Origin of the sequence: Calothrix sp. NIES-2098 (genome assembly GCF_963875125.1) — a bacterium.
GTDB lineage: Bacteria > Cyanobacteriota > Cyanobacteriia > Cyanobacteriales > Nostocaceae > Aulosira.
The window spans coordinates 4,916,791-4,933,822 of record NZ_CAWNKJ010000001.1 but is presented as its reverse complement, the minus strand read 5'-3'; the positions used below and the strand labels follow the sequence as shown (position 1 = coordinate 4,933,822).

Genomic DNA, 17,032 nt, shown 5'->3' with positions numbered 1-17,032 from the left:
GGTGTTTTGGTTTTTCAACGCAGAGATCGCAGAGTTCTAGAGAGGTTGAGGGAGCGAATCAGGGTTAGATCTGCTGGTTCAGATGTTCCATATCGGGGATGAATAGCGATCGCACTTACGCGTTCTCCAGCCTTTAGGTTTCCCAATTTCACAGAAAATCTACCATCGCCATCGGTATTTACTGTGGCGATCGCTTGATTCAGTGTGCTGATATTGTCCCTGTATTCACTGACTTGATAAATTTCTACTACCGAACCAGGAGCCGCAATACCATCCAGCGTCACCGATCCATCTTGTAAAATAAAGAATTCTCGACTGAGAAAGCTGGGTGCATCAATCCCAAAGTTACCCGTCTGACGATGACGCTGATAGCTGTCATGGACTGGATTAGCTCCATCGCCTTGCTGGTAGTCACTTACACCAACGTGTTGCTGACTTACCAGGTCAATACTTAGTCCCTGCAACTTGGCAAACTGATTATTTTGAATTCTATTACCTTGGCTTTGGGGATAAGCTGCTACCACAACCCCAGGCCCCGGTTGTTCGGTGATTTTGTTATTCACTACTTCATGACCGTTCCCCATCAGGTAAATTGCTGCTCGACGCAACTGTTGACCGTTATTACTGATGGTGTTGTCAATAATTTTTACTGAACCTTCAGGTTTAAATAAGTACAATCCACTACCAGCATTAAACTGTATCGAGTTAGCTGTAATCTGGGTATTACTAATTACACCTTCTAGGCGAATCGCATCGGGCATCCCCCCTAGACCATTGTGAGTAATGATGTTTTCCTTGACTTGTAAATTTTCTGCCCGGACTGAGGTAATAATGCCGCTACCATCATGATGGGCAATGCGATTATGTTGAATTGTTGTACCGATACTATTAAAAACAGATACCCCAAACGCCGAGGTCTTGGAGGGTAAACTAGCATCTGGTGGTATACCGAGCCAGTTATTTTCAATAACCACATCTTTCGGCGGTGTGGAGGCGTAAGTTTTGCTTCCTTTTACCTCTACGACTTCCGAAAGTGGTGCAATAAAAATATCTGCGGGTGGGATACTAGCAGTAGCACCATGACGAGCAGTAAATCCATACAAGCTCAAGCCGCGAATGGTAATGTTATCAGCGACAACCGTTAAACCGCGGATAACATCAGCATCGTTAGTAGTGGTAATTGCGACAATGGGTGATTTAGCGTCATCATATCCAGGTTGTGTAGTGCCATCCACTACCAAACCCGGACTCGCAAGCGGTGGTAACAATTCCTTGAGTGCAATCGCTCTTTCTTGCGGCGGTAAATTAAACTCAATGCGGGAGGGTAAATTATTACCAAGGGTTTGCACTTGAGCTTTTTCGCGATCGCTCAACTGCTCAATTGGCAATGTACCATTAACAAGTGCGATCGCTTCTCGCAAAGTCAACACATCATCAGCTTGTATTGCCCCATCTTGGTTACTATTCACTACTACTTTCACAGAAGGCTGTGGAGGCTGACTAACAGCTACTTCTGGTAACACCAAAAGTAACAAGCAAACAGCTGTAGTAACGACTTCAGTCTTCACGATAGACCGATCGAAATTGATTAATCCTAGAAAAACTTTCATATTTTTAACTTTTCAGTTTCCCCTTTTTGGTCAACCACTGGTTGCACCACAGATTCTTGTTGCTGGGGCGGAGCAATTTTCTGTTGTCCAAAGCCATCAAATAATTCGTTGAGTTTAAGTGTTAAGCCCAAATAGGGGCCGCCTGCGGAACGCGTACCAGAAAAATCTCGGTCATCGACTCGACCAAATACATATCCAGCCGCTAGACGTAAATTAGGACTGAGGTAATAACCTGCTTCAATGACAAAGCCTGTTTCGGTGTAATTAGCTTGATTAATTACTCGCGCCTCACCCACCAAATCCATGCTGTATCCCAGGCGATAGGTAGCTCGGATTTGTCCCAGATTTACCGTACTCGTACCAGCTAAATCGCTAGCTAGGTAAGAGGTACTATTACGCAGGGCATATTTGCCATAAAATTCCCATTGCCAGTTAGGTGCATAGATGGCTTCTAAAGCAAAGGTATGGTCTTCTGAGCCTGTACCGCTACCTAAGAGGATAGTGTCAGGGATGGTTGAGGGATTTTGGCGATATTCGTAACGCAACAAGGCGTTGAACTTATCGTTATTGGGGTCGCGGTAGGCTAAACCCACCTTCAGGTTGACCGTATCTCCCAATCCTACGAGCCTTTGATTAGAAGAATTTGCTTGGTGATAACGTACCAAAGCTGTGAGCGCTGGTGAAATTTTCCCCGTAGCCGCCGCCGAGATGACGGTATTAGAACCACCAGAGGAACTACGATGTTCGTAGCGGGCGCTGGCTTGAAAATCAGGGTTATCGCTGTATTCTAAGCCAACGCTGTAACTATCGCCACCATCAAACCCAATGGCAGAAGCGCTTTGACCAGGGGCGAAGGGTTGGGCAAATTGCTGACCCGCACCAGTTCGTTGAAAGAAGCTGCCAAATACGTGTTCGTAAGCCAGATTTAACCGCAAACCAGGAGCAATAGACCAGCGATTATTCAGACCGATTGCACCTTGGGTCGTGATTTCGTTAGCACCACCCAGAATTGAGTAACGACCAGTGATGGTGGTATCTGTACCGAGTTTGTGTTCCCCATTAACGCTTAAACTCGTGATAGAGTTACCCGAAAGTTGACCGCTACTGTAAAACTGTTGCGCCAGACTAACATTAATACCAGGAATTACAGCCCAATTCAAACCTAGGATAGTCCGATCTGGATAGACAGTATCTTTGGTGGAAGATAATGTCACCTCATTTTGCGCTTGGAAAGTGAGGTTAGTTGCTAGCGGGACAGTTAGACGCGATCGCAATTGATCGGAATTACTACGCAGAGCATTAGTAGCAATTCTATCTTCTCTATCGCGGTGAATCCAATCTACACCAGCTGTGACACTACCAAACTTTTGTTGAATCCCAGCAGAAATTGTTGTCAAGGAATTATCAACTTTACTACCAGGGACAGCTTGAGAACGAGGTGAAAAGAGTTCTTCAAAAGTATCTAATGGTTGGGGCGCAATGCCAAAATTATCTTCGTGGTCGTATTGTAGTCGTACATTTGTCGTGGAAGAGACTTGACCTGTCACCTGCGCTCCATAGCGGGTTTGACCTGGTACAAAACTAATAGTGGCATTATTAGCAAAGCCTGTATCAGCAAAACGATAATAAGCGCGACCTTGAATACCTGGTAAAATTTGCCCCTGAGCTTCTATACGATAAGCTTCACCACTAACTTTGCCCATCACATCAGAATCATTAGTGGAATGGGCATATTCTGCCACCACTTGACCCTGAGAACCCAGAGAGATCGCGGCATCAGCACCGTAGAGTTCAAAACCCCGCACTCCTTGGTTTTCTTTAATGTAGGTTGCGCCTAACCAACTTTCACTATTAAAGGTGCGAGAAAAGTTGTATTGCAGACGACCTGCATAGATATTGCTATTTGAGTCTTGGCTGTCGTATTGATAGGTGACAACAATCCGCCGCACTAAAACTTGACCATCTCGATCGACATCTGTGCGAAGAATTGGTTCTCTGAATATTACAGTACCGCGATCGTAATCGATTTCGTAGTCTGGGCCTCGATTAAGCTGCTTGCGTTCTAGGACAGTACCAGGACGATTCAGTTCTTCCAACTCTAGAAACACATTTTCGCTACCTGGAACCAATATGCGGCGAGAGAGGAAATAATAGCCGCTAGTACCGTCAGGAGCAATAGTATCGCGTTGAAAACCTTGAAGATGGTTGCCGTAAAAACCTGTAAATTGGAAATTCCCTAAATTGTAGTTGGCTTTAAAACCGTGAAGTTGGCGGGTAATCGCAGTAAATTGCTGTGACTGACGTGCAAACTCTTCAGTATTGTAGTCACCCCACATCACATAATCGGGGGTGGCACCTGGAATTCTGGTAGAACGCTCTAAACGTACAAATACGCTATCAATTGAAGGAGCGACAACATCAACTCTAGAACTATCACCATAAACAGGATAGTTTTGCTCGCTGAATTGGTAACTGCGAAACAAGCGATTATCACAGTTGCAATCTTCGTTGAGGTTGCGAGAACTATTATATGCACCAGTAAACAACCAATCCCCGATCGCACCTGTAGCAAATATCGCCGAATGGAAGTCTACCTGCATTCTATTATCTTTGTCCGGGGGAAGAAAATCACGGAAACTACCGTAATAATTTGTACCTCTAGCTCCCAAACGCAGATCGACCACCCCAGTCAAAATACTAGGACGCAATGCCGTTTCAAATTGTAATCTCGTAAATGCTTCTAACTCATTAGCATTAGCTTTAATTGTGATTGTTTGGGCATTCAAGGTAGATTTTAGCTTTGCTGTAAATTCCCCATCCTTAACCTCCACCTGAAATCCTGGTTGATCGGGTTTAAAATCTGCCCCAACAAATTCCCCAGCACTGGCTGCTAAAGTGACAACAGCATTCCATTTAGAACGGTTGTTATTCGCATCCAGTAATTGTCCTTTGACTGTAGCTGTGGAACGTCCATCTGCCGGAATCCGAGCCTCTACAGTCTCTAATTTCATCTGTGTGGGTGCGCCTGTTACTATCACCCGCGTACTCACAGGAGGTGCATTAGAGCCTGCTATTTGGGCAGTGACGGTATTTTCTCCTTCTTTTAAGGAAACGCCATACCATGTCTGCGTGACTAATTTGGTTGTTGCATCGGTTGCTGTGCGTCCAATTAGCGAGGTATCTACTAGCTGTCCATTTACCCGCAACTCTACATTGCTTCCTTCAGGAAATTCTAGAATTATCGTAGTTGCTGCGACATCAACTATCTCATCGGGTGTAGGAGAGAGGATTTTGACCCCGGTGACAATGGGAGGCGTTGATGTTTGCGTATCCTTTTCTGCATTCTCTGTACCATTCGCGATTTTTTGTAACCCTCTAGGCAACTTAATATCAGATGTTGCTTGAAAAGGTTTGATACCACCAGTAACAGATTGCTTTTCGGTACTTACAGATGCTACTTGTTGTAACCCTCTAGGCAATTGAATATCAGATGTCGGTTGAAAAGGTTGGATACCACTAGTAGCACCAAGTTTAGTTACAGACTTATCGTTAGGAATGACAGGGACAGAGGGAGTTTTGGATAATAAGTGACTATCTGAATTTGATGTCACAGATACTGCTTGTTGTGAGCCTCTAAACAACCTAACATCAGATGTTGATTGAGAAGGTTGGATGGCATCAGTAGTATCCAATTCAGTTGCAGACCCATCGTTAGGTATGACAAGGACAGAGGGAGTTGTGGATGTTGAATTTGATGTTACAGATGCTATTTTTTGCAAACCTCTAGGCAATTGAGTATCATTTTCTGGTTGAAAAGGTTGTATCCCAACTGGTTCTGTATCAACGGTAGTCGATGCTAATTGCGGCTCAAAAACAACTTTCTGCGTCTCGCTGTCTTCCTGTTTCTGCTTCAAATCTTCATCTTTAACTTCTGCTTCTTTCTCTGTTAGTAAAGAGGGGGTAGGAAGTTCTTTAAAGTTCTGCTGTTCTTGAATAATCGCAGAGTTTTCTGCTTTAGCGATCGCAGGATACAAAATCAAACTCACAGCCCCAGCAACAGACCCGATTAATTTCAAATTCAGAATATTGGTATGGTGCAGTCTGGTTTTCATTTCTTCACCTCTGATTTGAAGGTGGGAGTGACTGCAAAATTCATCCGTACCATGCCACCGGGTTCTAAACGCACTAAACGAGATTGGCTATTACGTTCGCGAAAACGTAAATTGGGAGCGAGGGTATAACCAGGAAGACTACTTAGATCGAGAACACCTGTATGATTTCCTGGTAAGACGTTGGCTACGGAATATAAGCCATTCGGATCGGTAGTGATGCGATTTCCGTCTTCCATGAAAATCACGGCATTGGGCACCCCAGGTTCGCCAGGCTGTTGTTCGCCATCAAAGTTTTTGTCTACGAAAACGCGACCGATGATAGTACCGCAGTCAGACACTATTCCCGGTCGAATTTTTAACTGATGAGTAGCTGGCCCATCTTTAACAGCGAAATCGTTATCTGTGCGTTGGGCGTTGACAATTGCGGAATTCCGACCAGAACCGCGTACAGCATCAGGAGTCAGTTGGGCAGCGTAGGCAATATTGATGACACCCCCAGATGGCAGAACTGCTGGAGTCCGAAAGATTATTTGTGAACCACTGCTTTCTGCTGTGACGTTCACTAGCTGACCATCAATCTCACCTCGCACGGATTTGGGTAGAAATTTGAAACCCAAGGGAAATGTGTCATTAACTACCAAGTTATCTAAAGCAGTATCAGCAATATTCCTGATCGATAGGCGATAAATTACCGTATCTCCAGGTTCTGCGGTGGCGCGATCGCCTGTTTTGATAATTTGTACCTGTTGTGTTTGACACAAACCTAAATCTAATTTCAAAGGTAATAAATTAAGTCCGATGCGTTCAGCATCAGATACTAAAACTGTGTTAGTCAGCTGGGTTTGACCTTGAACGCTGATTGGCAAACCATCTAAAGAAGTAGCTGTATACTGGACGCTCAGGTTTTCACCCTCACCACTACTGTCTACAATTGTTAACTTGATGCGTCTTTGCGTATAAATAGAGTTAGCAGGTGGATTGACCACCAAAATATAAGTTTTACCTTTAGCAGTTTGCCCCTGATTTTGATCGAATAAGAAGTTGTAGTATCCTTCAGTCGCACTCGTCAGAAAGAATGGATTACTATTTTCTGAATTCGGGTTGATTCCTTTAGGGACACCATTATTAGCAATATCTGGTACTTCTGTGCGGGTGAGAGATACTAATTTTCCGAGTTCTGTACCCGTTGGGTCGTTAGATAATGGTTCATATAAAGCAACAGAAAAGCCTTGATAATCAGGTAAAACTTGCCCACCACAACCTAAAATCCGACCCAAAGGGTCAAGTAAGGGTTTAGAACTAGCATTAATTACACCAGAACTGCCTTGAAATGTATATTGACTAGTAGGATCTGTATAAGTATATGTAGCTTGGTTAGTGATGGGTGTAGACGCAATCTCGTTATTAATTTGAGCAAAAACAGGTATTGGAATCTGTAAAAAACTTCCCACTAAAATGGTTGCTGCGACACGCTGAAACCAGCCACCATCAGAAATCTGATGTCGCAAACTTTGACGGCGCACTGAATTTTTCTCCTGGTAAACTGGACGGTAACTGGGTTCGAGCCTGCACCCAGATCTGTGGAAATTATTGAGGATAGATTAAGAGACGTTTGTTCTAACGTCTCTATTAGCAAAAATCTAACCGACTTAGCGTACTTGAGCTTGATAAGTCCCCTTAACTGTCTCTTTAGCGGAAACAGATGAGCCAAAATTCCAGCGGATGTGAGTGTAAGCGGTGGCTGGTGCTGGGCGAGTCTCTTCTTTACCATTGGGGAGGGTGACTTTGATTGTCGGATTTTCCACAAAGCTACGTCCGCCATCAATACTGTAGGTAATCTTTGCGCCTTGTTTATCGTTGACTGTAGCAGATTTCAGTACATACACCATTCCCTGAGGAATTGCTTGATTAATGGTGAGGTTTTTGACGGCTTTATCGCCATTGTTGCCACCAGTTACTGTATAACGCAATATATCCCCCGGATGTACTACAACTTGACCTTGCAAAGCTTGCCAAGTAACTGTTTGTTTACCTTGATTATCTTGTACTACTTTCTTTTCTGCTTCTAAGCGTAACTGTACTGCCCCTTTTTTGGCATTTTGCGCGATCGCAGTGTCACTATGAATTATATTGCTAATAACTGGAATTTCACCAGCAAAGGATATACCTGCAATAAGTGCGATCGCACTTATACTCATCATGGAAAAACGTTTCATCTCAATCACCTAGTAGAAAAATTTTGGATAAAAGGGACATATAACTGGGTAAATGTCCCTGTGTATCGGTTTTAGCACTAAATGCTAGTTTTATTGCTTAGTAGTACCGCTAACCTTACGTTGGAATGTAAATAACCTAGAATCTTGGGGTGCAAGGTTATTTGATAGCGTCACTACATACTTGGTCACATCGTTAGCCGCAGTCTGGGTTAGCGCCACATCATTACCCGCAGTTGTACCTTGTTCTGTCGGAGTGTAAGCAATACTTGCATTCGCATCTGTATTACCTGGTGTAGTCTCAACCTTGGCACTACCCATCATATGGCTAGTATCAATTTGTCCGTTACCATCGTTGTCTTTTGCCCAGTTGTTGCCACCAGTAGTACCATCTTCTGTGATGTTGACATTCGCAGCTTGTAAAATCTTGTTGCCTGTACCTAATTGCGCCTCAGAAACGTTTTTATAGCTAATCTGGTACTCAATAATGTTTCCAGGTGCAGGGGTTCTGGCTTCATCTGCAACACCAGGATTGGGGTCTATAGCTGGTAAAGGCCCTGCACCATCAGGATCGACTGCTGGTGTAGATTCAAAGTTACCTTGATTTCCTACTACAGCTGGCCCGGTACCTTGGACAATTCGAGATTTTTTCACCAACTTCAAGAAACCAGTATATACCCTGTCGATCGTGATATTTCTGGGTTCAGTAGTATCACTAACTCCATTGCCATTAAGATCTACGAAAGCTGTAATGGGAGCTGGGAAGCCTTTTTCAATATCTGTAGACAGGGGAGTATTAGCAGGTAAATTTACTGTAACGGTATAGTCAGCTGTACCATTGGCTGCTACGTTATCAATCCGCACAGGATTTGTAGCACTAACAGGATTTCCTCCGACAATACCTGTTCCTGAAGTGAAAGTAAATGTGCCGCTATTGTATGTATAGGTAGCAGTCACAGTACCAGCAGTGTTGCTGATGGTAACTATAGTACCGTCACGCAAATCTGTTGTAGTTGCTGGTGGTGTGGGTAATAGGGAGATGTTGTTAGTACCTGTACCAGTATTCTGGATTGTGTTGGTAAAGGTGACAGTATTTGGATCTATGAGGCTACCGGGGGCTGTACCTGCGGCTATGGGTGAAGATTTGTTGGTAAAGTCTTTATTGTTATCACCATTGTAATCTGCACCAGCAGCGCCTTGAGGCCCATTCAAAAGGGCTTTCAGCGTAAGTGTCAAGGTTGAGGTATCACTAGCTTCACGAACACCGTTAACCGGTGCGCCATTTACTTCGTTGGCTACTGCACCATCAGCATTATCTTGAGTATACAAGTCAGTAGTGTCAGTTGTTGTCCTGGCAATGTTCTGATCGTTAGCTGGCGTATTACCTAACTGAACTGAAATTTGATCGCCATTTGTCGGATCGCCATTGTTCAGTACTTGCACAGGTACGCGGACTAAAACACTCGTATCAGCTGCTACAGAGTTAGTGACTCCTCCACTGGGGAGAGCGCTCCAAGTAGTGCCGTTGTCGTAACTGATTTCTACACTACCATTAAGCTGTGCCAGATTGACCCCAGCATTGTTATCTGTTACTAGTGGTGTTTCGGGAATGACTAACTTGGTGGGGTCATTACCAGTGTTTTTAACAGTGAAGTTGAAGTAGATAGTGTCACCAGTATTATAGTCACCATCACTGTTGGCATCAGTCTTAAATGTCGGTGCATTATCAGTCACAGTTACACCAGCAACTTCTGCTACGGTTACGGTAACTGTGTTAGAAGTTGCATTTATTGTGGTGCCTGGATTATTTGGGTCTTCGTAAGTCGCAGTCGCGGTGTTACTGATGGATTGTCCAGCTTTGGTTCCTTCCGCTAATACAGGCGCAACAAATTGGAAAACGCCATTGGCTAATAATACTGTTGCTACCAAAGAACGGTAGAACTGCGCAGACGCGCAGCGGCTTGTCGTGAGACATCGCTGTTTGCTTAATCTTTGATTTTTTGCCATTATGGAGGTGTATATATTCAATCGAAATTAATCCTGCGGTCGCACGCAGGATTTTTTTACCTAAAAATGTGAAAATCGCCAAGTTCCAATAACCCGAAACTTTCCAGCTTTAGGAAGGTATATTGAGGATTTTCATGATTAATTATCCTCAAAAAGTATTTGAAGCAGATGTGCAAAAATATTTACCTAACTTGATGAATGTTTATTTGGGATAATTAAAATTTAACACTCATTAATTTAGGAATTTCTCTCATCTATACTGCTTAATTACTTATGTAATAGAAATTTACCTTGTCTGCCTAGAAAAATACTTCCGTATAAATAATGAATTATGAGAATAAGTTGATATATATTACAAAAAAGTTAAAATTTCTGTGCCTCAAATAGCATCAAACTACCTTACGCTTAAATAGCTATAAGCCCTACTATCAAAGGATATTTACTTGTAAAACTCTTGAAATTCATGTAAACAATTGTGTTTAAAAATAAATAAATGTCTGTTTAAAGGTTAGATATATTATTCTAGCTAACTCATGTAAATATTATCCTTAATATATCTAATTTAATTTGTTCAGATGAAGGCTTTGATCGGGGCTGAACAAAATTTCTAAAAGGCTGAAAGCCAATTAGATTGTTTCCATTATGGATAGTAGGCATTTATTTTTTATGCCCTGACTATGTATGTTGTTTTTTTGATGGACGCCTATCGTAAAACTAAAAAATGAGGAAATTCTGAGGAATCACCAATTGACTAAAATTTATATTTGGGGAATTTATATCTTGACAAGAATTACAATGTATGTAATTAAATCTAGATGCGATCGCTCCTTATCAGCAGCTATGTGAGAAATTAAATTGGTAAGCGATTAATATCTTTGTTATGACCAATAACTACCATTGCTGAACCACGCTCTAGACGCTTGTTGGGTTCAGGATTGATGATAAATTTACCATCCTGACTCACCGCCACTAAATTCACTCCATAGCGGTTACGCAGTTGGAGTTCAGTAATAGTTTTGGCGTGAAATTCGTCAGGCACAATCAACTCTACAATACTGTTATCGGGATCGAGGTCAAATCGCTCGATAATTGATGGCTTGGTAAGCGTGCGTGCAAGAGCACAACCTGCTTCGTATTCGGGAAAAACAACGTGATCTGCTCCCACTCTTTTCAACAGCTTGCGGTGAACTTCGCTAGAAGCTTTAGCAACTACATGGGGTACACCGCCCTCTTTGACATTTAAAGTAGTGATGATACTTTCTTGAACATAGTTACCAATTGCCACGATAACCGTATCAAATTCAAAAATTCCTGCTTCTTTGAGTGCGGCTGGTTCTGTAGAATCTAGCTGCAAAGCATGACCAACTATCCGATCCGTCAATGCTTCTGATACTCGCTTTTCATCAATATCTGTTGCTAGAACTTCATAACCCAATCTATGCAGTGTAGAAGATACAGAGCGACCAAAACGACCTAAACCAATGACTGCAAATTGATGGTTATCTTTACGTAAACTGCGAAAAAAGCTTAATGCTGACAGATTCACAAGTTTCTTCCTTAAATAGCGCTCCCTGATTTGAGGGCACAAAAGTTACACGGATAGGCAAAACCATATTTGTGCCTATCCGTGTAAATTTTATCAGGTTATTTATTGAATGTTCAGACTGCGATCATCCCACTAACAAGTTTTCTTCAGGGTAGTGAATTCTAGTAGGACGTGGGTCGCCTAATATAGCAGACATTAGCAGTAGAACACCAACCCGTCCAATATACATTGTAAGAATTAATATTAGCTTGGCACCTATTGAAACACTTCCGGTAATCCCAGTTGAAAGACCAACTGTAGCAAAAGCTGAGACTACTTCAAACAGAATTTGAATAAAATCTAATTTTGGATCTGTCAGGGCAATTAAAATTGTCGCTAAAATCACGGTTGCTACCGAACCAACTAATACGCCGACAGCTTTCAAAATTAGATTGATTGCTATTTTACGTTCGTATAACAAAACTTCTTCTTTTCCTTGAAGAATTGATTGGGTACAACTGGTGAGAACTCTCAATGTTGTGGTTTTTATGCCGCCACCTGTACCGCCGGGACTTGCACCAATAAACATCAAGGCAATGGTGATAAATAAACCAGCAGTGGTCATTTTACCAATATCAATGGTGTTAAAACCAGCTGTTCTAGGCGTAACAGATTGAAACCAAGCTAATAATAACTGGTCGCGTAAATTCATATTGCCAAATGTTGCTGGGTTGCGTACTTCTATACATAAAAAGGCAATTGTCCCCAGAAACAACAGTATTAATGTCGTGCTAGTTGCAACTTTAAAATCTAAAGAAAATATTTGACAACTGATTTTTCTGCGCAAGCGATCGCGTAACCAGAGATACATTTCTAAAATTACTTGATAACCAATACCGCCAAAAATAATTAATGTTGTAACTGTCAATACTACGAGTAATGATGACTGATAGCCAATTAAATTATCCTTGAAAAGGCTAAATCCAGCATTATTCCAAGCATTAACACTATGAAAAATCGCTAACCAAAGTCCTTGGCTCCAACCATAATCAGGCACAAATGCTGGTAGTAATAAAAACACTCCAGTGATTTCAAAAATTAAGGTAGTAGCAATAATCGAGCGAATAACTTGGGCACTACCACTCATCCCCGGTCGATCTAAAGCTTGTTGAATTGCCATTTTTTCTCGCAAATCAAACTTTCGTCCAATTAGCAAAATCAAAAAGGTGGTTGTTGTCATGTAGCCCAAACCACCTATCTGAGCCAACAGCGCAATAAAAAACTGACCCCAAAAGGAAAAATAAGTACCAGGATCGACTACCGATAAACCAGTCACACAAACTGCGGATGTTGATGTAAATAGGGCGACAATTGGATCGTTCCAATTACCACTACTAGTAGAAAAAGGCAACATCAGTAGGATAGTTCCTACAGTGATGACAGCTAAAAAACCTGAACAAATTGTGCGGGCAACAGTCATACCAAGGTAAGATTCGTAAATTTTGCTAAGGGGGTATGCATGGGATTTACCCTCCCTAAAATCCAAAACACTCTTATTTAATTAAAAACACACATGGTAGCCTACGAATATGTTGATTTAAATTCTGCTTTGTCTTAACACTGCTTTTTTCATGAGTGCAACACTTTACCAAAAAATTCAGCAGTTTTACGATGCCTCCTCTGGTCTTTGGGAAGACATTTGGGGCGAACATATGCATCATGGCTACTACGGGCCAGATGGCACGCAAAAAAAAGACCGCCGCCAAGCTCAAATTGATTTAATCGAAGAACTGCTTAATTGGGCAGGAGTAGCAACAGCGGCAAATATCTTGGATGTAGGCTGTGGTATTGGCGGTAGTTCTCTGTACCTAGCAGAAAAGTTTCATGCTAGGGCGACAGGAATTACTCTGAGTCCAGTGCAAGCAGCTAGGGCTACAGAACGTGCCCAAGAGTTGAATTTGAGCGCTAGAAGTCAATTTTTAGTGGCAGATGCGCAAGCAATGCCCTTTGATGACAATACTTTTGACTTGGTTTGGTCTTTGGAAAGTGGCGAACATATGCCAGATAAAACCAAGTTTATGCAGGAATGCTACCGAGTGCTGAAACCTGGTGGTAAGTTGATTATGGTGACTTGGTGCCATCGCCCGATTGATAACTCTCCATTGACAGAGGATGAGCAAAAACACTTGCAAGAAATTTATCAAGTGTATTGTTTACCTTATGTGATTTCGTTGCCAGAGTATAGCGCGATCGCATCTCAACTTCCCTTACAAAATATTCGCACTGCTGATTGGTCAACTGCTGTTGCGCCATTTTGGGATTTTGTGATTGATTCAGCTTTTACTCCCAAAGCGATTTGGGGGTTACTAACTTCCGGCTGGACGACGATTATGGGGGCGCTATCACTAGGTTTGATGCGTCGAGGTTATCAGCGCGGGTTGATTCGGTTTGGGTTGTTGTGCGGGAATAAATAGAGCATGAATCAGTTTTCTGGGCAAAAGTCTCTTGGTGTGTGGAGTAAGTGGCTTTATGCTTTTTGGCAGTTTTCCCGTCCACATACAATTATTGGTACGAGTTTAAGCGTATTGGCTTTGTATTTGATTGCTGTTGCTGTAGGTAATCGTAATTTTTCTCTCTTCCCACTTTTGGGAGCTTGGATTGCCTGTTTGTGTGGCAATGTTTACATTGTGGGACTGAATCAACTGGAAGATATTGAGATTGACAAAATTAATAAGCCTCATCTACCACTCGCATCAGGGGTATTTTCTAAAATCCAAGGGCAATTAATTGTAGCGATTACTGGCGTTTTGGCACTAGTCATAGCTTGGCTAAACGGCCCTTTTTTATTGGGGATGGTGGCGATTAGTTTGGCGATTGGAACTGCTTATTCTTTACCGCCAATTCGCTTGAAGCGGTTTCCTTTTTGGGCAGCTTTCTGTATTTTTTCGGTGCGGGGAACGATTGTTAATTTAGGGTTATTTTTGCACTTTAGTTGGCTATTACAACAAAACCCATCAATTCCTGCGTCGGTGTGGGTGCTGACTGTGTTTATTTTGGTGTTTACATTTGCGATCGCTATCTTTAAAGATGTCCCCGATATGGAAGGCGATCGCTTGTACAATATCAATACTCTGACTATCCAACTCGGCCCGCGTGCAGTGTTTAATCTGGCGCTTTGGGTGCTAACTGTTTGCTATTTGGGGATGATTTTAGTGGGCGTGCTACATCTAGCCGCTGTTAACCCCCTATTCTTAGTAATTACTCATCTGGTAGTGCTGTGTGTGATGTGGATGCGCAGTTTAGCAGTAGACTTGCAAGACAAACGTGCGATCGCTCAATTCTACCAATTTATCTGGAAACTGTTTTTTATTGAATATTTGATTTTCCCCATCGCCTGTCTTTTGGCTTAAAAAAAATGCGAGAAACCTTTCACACAATCGATATTCTTGCCATTGTTGTCGTAGTTTCCAGTATTGCTCTACTCATTTATTTTGCTGTAAAGACTTTGATTACTTCTAATCTATTTCAAAAAGGTGTCAATCTTTATCAACAGCAAGATTATAAAGGTGCAGAAACGACTTTTCGCCAAGTGATTTCTCGTAACTCTACTAATGATATGGTTCGCTTACTGTTAGGAGATGTTTTAAGAGAGCAAGGCAAAATTGAGGAAGCAAAACAATGGTTTGAAGACGTAATAGCGCGCAGTCCCAAAAATCCTCAAGCTTACTTACGTTTAGCAAATGTGCTGATGCAACAAGAAAAACCAGAAGCCGCTAAAACTAATCTGCAAATAGCTAGAGATTTATTGCAAAAACAAAGACAGCCAGAAAAGGCTGAGAAAGTTACCACTATTCTCGATAAAATGAACGCTAAATCAAATTAACAATATTTAGGGTGAATAATTTCGTAGTCACTATTTTAGTTTTGACTACGAAATCAAATTGTCGAAAAATCACAAATAAATTAAGTAAATGATTGAAGACATGGGCAAAGTTTACCTTGTAGGTGCTGGGCCAGGAGATGTGGCATATCTAACAGTAAAAGCTCATAATCTCTTACAGCAAGCTCAAGTATTGGTATACGATGCCCTAGTAGATGAGCAATTGTTGCAGTGTGTACCACCTGATTGTTTGAAGTTAGATGTGGGCAAACGTGGTGGTAAACCTAGCACACCGCAAGCTGAAATTAATAAGTTATTAGTCAAGTATTGTCAGCAGGGCAAACAAGTGGTGCGGCTAAAGTCAGGCGATCCGTTTATTTTTGGGCGCTGTACTGCGGAAATAGAAGCATTGAAATTATCTGGCTGTGCATTTGAAGTTGTACCGGGAATATCTTCTGCCTTAGCAGCACCATTATTAGCAGGAATTCCCCTAACAGATCCAGTTTTGAGCCGTTGTTTTGCAGTGTTAACAGCCCACGAACCAGATGCTTTGGATTGGAAAGCGCTGTCAAGGCTAGAAACTTTAGTAATTTTGATGGGTGGGCAACATCTTGCAGAGATTATACATCGGCTGCTCCAGCAAGGGCGATCGCATCTCACACCTATTGCTATCATCCGTTGGGCAGGAACTCCCAATCAACAAATTTGGACAGCCCAACTAGGCAATATTTTAGATACAACGGCTGGCTTATCTCTTTCGCCTGTAGTAATCGTCATTGGCGAGGTTGTCGGGCTACGCAAGGACACAGCGTGCTGTGTCCCTACACAACCTGAGAAAATATCCTCAGCGAACTTAACTACAGATCGAGATTACAGCCCTTCAACTATGTCAGCTCTCAGTGGTAAAACAATCTTAGTCACACGCGCGGTTGGACAGTCCAGCCAATTTGGCGATCGCCTAATAGCAGCAGGCGCAACTGTAATTGAAATGCCTACATTAGAAATTGGCCCGCCTTCGAGTTGGGAAGCTTTGGATAATGCGATCGCGAATTTAGCTAACGTTGACTGGTTAATTCTCACTTCTACTAATGGTGTAGACTACTTTTTTGATAGATTAACCGCACAGGGTAAGGATGCGCGTACCTTAGCTAAGGTCAAAATTGCAGTGGTTGGTGAAAAAACCGCCCAAAGTCTGAAAAAACGCGGTTTGCAGCCTGATTTTATTCCTCCTAATTTTGTCGCCGATTCTTTAGTAGAAAACTTCCCAGAGGAACTATCACAGAAAAAACTTTTATTTCCTAGAGTCGAAAGCGGTGGACGAGAAGTTTTAGTTAAGGAATTAACTGCCAAGGGCGCAGAAGTGATAGAAGTTGCAGCATATCAATCTTGTTGTCCCAGCAGCATTCCCCAAACCGCAGAATTAGCACTGCAAAATCATGCAGTAGATGTCATCACTTTTGCCAGTTCTAAAACTGTGCAATTTTTCTGCCAACTCGTTGAAAGTAGATTCAGCAATACTTCAGATGTTTTAGCAGGAGTTTGTATCGCTTCAATTGGCCCGCAAACCTCGAAAACTTGCCGCGATCTAATCGGAAGAGTAGATGTAGAAGCGGAAGAATATACTTTAGATGGGTTGACCCAAGCCTTAATTACATGGGCAATAAATGACAATTAAAAATGAAAAA

At 42.2% G+C, this 17,032-nt stretch carries 11 protein-coding genes; 4 read left to right on the top strand and 7 right to left on the bottom strand.

The features are described 5' to 3' along the window. Nucleotides 1-14 precede the first annotated feature (14 nt). The 7 genes from AACU33_RS20660 to AACU33_RS20630 form a co-directional block, all read right to left on the bottom strand. Entirely contained in the window at nt 15-1,610 is a 1,596-nt protein-coding gene (locus AACU33_RS20660; RefSeq protein WP_096590433.1) for a right-handed parallel beta-helix repeat-containing protein, read from the bottom strand. Then, entirely contained in the window at nt 1,607-5,722 is a 4,116-nt protein-coding gene (locus AACU33_RS20655; RefSeq protein ID WP_096590432.1) for an Ig-like domain-containing protein, read from the bottom strand. The genes AACU33_RS20660 and AACU33_RS20655 overlap by 4 nt, the downstream gene beginning before the upstream one ends. After that, a complete protein-coding gene (locus tag AACU33_RS20650) occupies nt 5,719-7,245 on the bottom strand; it encodes a DUF11 domain-containing protein (RefSeq protein WP_096590431.1) in 1,527 nt (508 codons plus the stop codon). Before AACU33_RS20650 ends, AACU33_RS20655 begins: the two co-directional genes overlap by 4 nt. Nucleotides 7,246-7,371: 126 nt before the next feature. Continuing rightward, complete coding sequence (locus AACU33_RS20645) at nt 7,372-7,938, bottom strand: DUF11 domain-containing protein (protein WP_096590430.1); 567 nt, start codon at nt 7,936-7,938, stop codon at nt 7,372-7,374. A gap of 90 nt (nt 7,939-8,028) precedes the next feature. After that, nucleotides 8,029-9,942, bottom strand: coding sequence for a hypothetical protein (locus AACU33_RS20640; protein ID WP_339376173.1), 1,914 nt, complete (start codon nt 9,940-9,942; stop codon nt 8,029-8,031). 850 nt (nt 9,943-10,792) lie between these two features. Next, nucleotides 10,793-11,488, bottom strand: coding sequence for a potassium channel family protein (locus AACU33_RS20635; RefSeq protein WP_096590429.1), 696 nt, complete (start codon nt 11,486-11,488; stop codon nt 10,793-10,795). A 124-nt stretch (nt 11,489-11,612) separates the two neighbouring features. Beyond that, entirely contained in the window at nt 11,613-12,947 is a 1,335-nt protein-coding gene (locus tag AACU33_RS20630) for a TrkH family potassium uptake protein (RefSeq protein ID WP_096590428.1), read from the bottom strand. Between the two features lie 151 nt (nt 12,948-13,098). On the opposite strand from AACU33_RS20630, the gene AACU33_RS20625 reads away from it, so the two are divergent. The 4 genes from AACU33_RS20625 to cobA all read left to right on the top strand — a co-directional run bounded on the left by AACU33_RS20625 (nt 13,099) and on the right by cobA (nt 17,022). Continuing rightward, complete coding sequence (locus AACU33_RS20625; protein WP_096590427.1) at nt 13,099-13,941, top strand: methyltransferase domain-containing protein; 843 nt, start codon at nt 13,099-13,101, stop codon at nt 13,939-13,941. A gap of 3 nt (nt 13,942-13,944) precedes the next feature. Further along, complete coding sequence (locus tag AACU33_RS20620; protein WP_096590426.1) at nt 13,945-14,877, top strand: homogentisate phytyltransferase; 933 nt, start codon at nt 13,945-13,947, stop codon at nt 14,875-14,877. A gap of 5 nt (nt 14,878-14,882) precedes the next feature. Continuing rightward, nucleotides 14,883-15,350 (top strand): tetratricopeptide repeat protein, encoded by a 468-nt coding sequence (locus AACU33_RS20615; RefSeq protein WP_096590425.1) that lies wholly within the window; start codon nt 14,883-14,885, stop codon nt 15,348-15,350. 88 nt (nt 15,351-15,438) lie between these two features. After that, a complete protein-coding gene (gene cobA, locus AACU33_RS20610; RefSeq protein WP_096590424.1) occupies nt 15,439-17,022 on the top strand; it encodes a uroporphyrinogen-III C-methyltransferase in 1,584 nt (527 codons plus the stop codon). Nucleotides 17,023-17,032 lie beyond the last annotated feature (10 nt).

Bases quoted from the DNA above. Each gene is read 5' to 3' on its own strand.
- AACU33_RS20655 (WP_096590432.1), bottom strand. From the start codon at position 5,722: ATGAAAACCAGACTGCACCATACCAATATTCTGAATTTGAAATTAATC.
- AACU33_RS20630 (WP_096590428.1), bottom strand. From the start codon at position 12,947: ATGACTGTTGCCCGCACAATTTGTTCAGGTTTTTTAGCTGTCATCACT.
- AACU33_RS20620 (WP_096590426.1), top strand. From the start codon at position 13,945: ATGAATCAGTTTTCTGGGCAAAAGTCTCTTGGTGTGTGGAGTAAGTGG.
- AACU33_RS20660 (WP_096590433.1), bottom strand. From the start codon at position 1,610: ATGAAAGTTTTTCTAGGATTAATCAATTTCGATCGGTCTATCGTGAAG.
- AACU33_RS20645 (WP_096590430.1), bottom strand. From the start codon at position 7,938: ATGAAACGTTTTTCCATGATGAGTATAAGTGCGATCGCACTTATTGCA.
- AACU33_RS20615 (WP_096590425.1), top strand. From the start codon at position 14,883: ATGCGAGAAACCTTTCACACAATCGATATTCTTGCCATTGTTGTCGTA.
- cobA (WP_096590424.1), top strand. From the start codon at position 15,439: ATGATTGAAGACATGGGCAAAGTTTACCTTGTAGGTGCTGGGCCAGGA.
- AACU33_RS20640 (WP_339376173.1), bottom strand. From the start codon at position 9,942: ATGGCAAAAAATCAAAGATTAAGCAAACAGCGATGTCTCACGACAAGC.
- AACU33_RS20625 (WP_096590427.1), top strand. From the start codon at position 13,099: ATGAGTGCAACACTTTACCAAAAAATTCAGCAGTTTTACGATGCCTCC.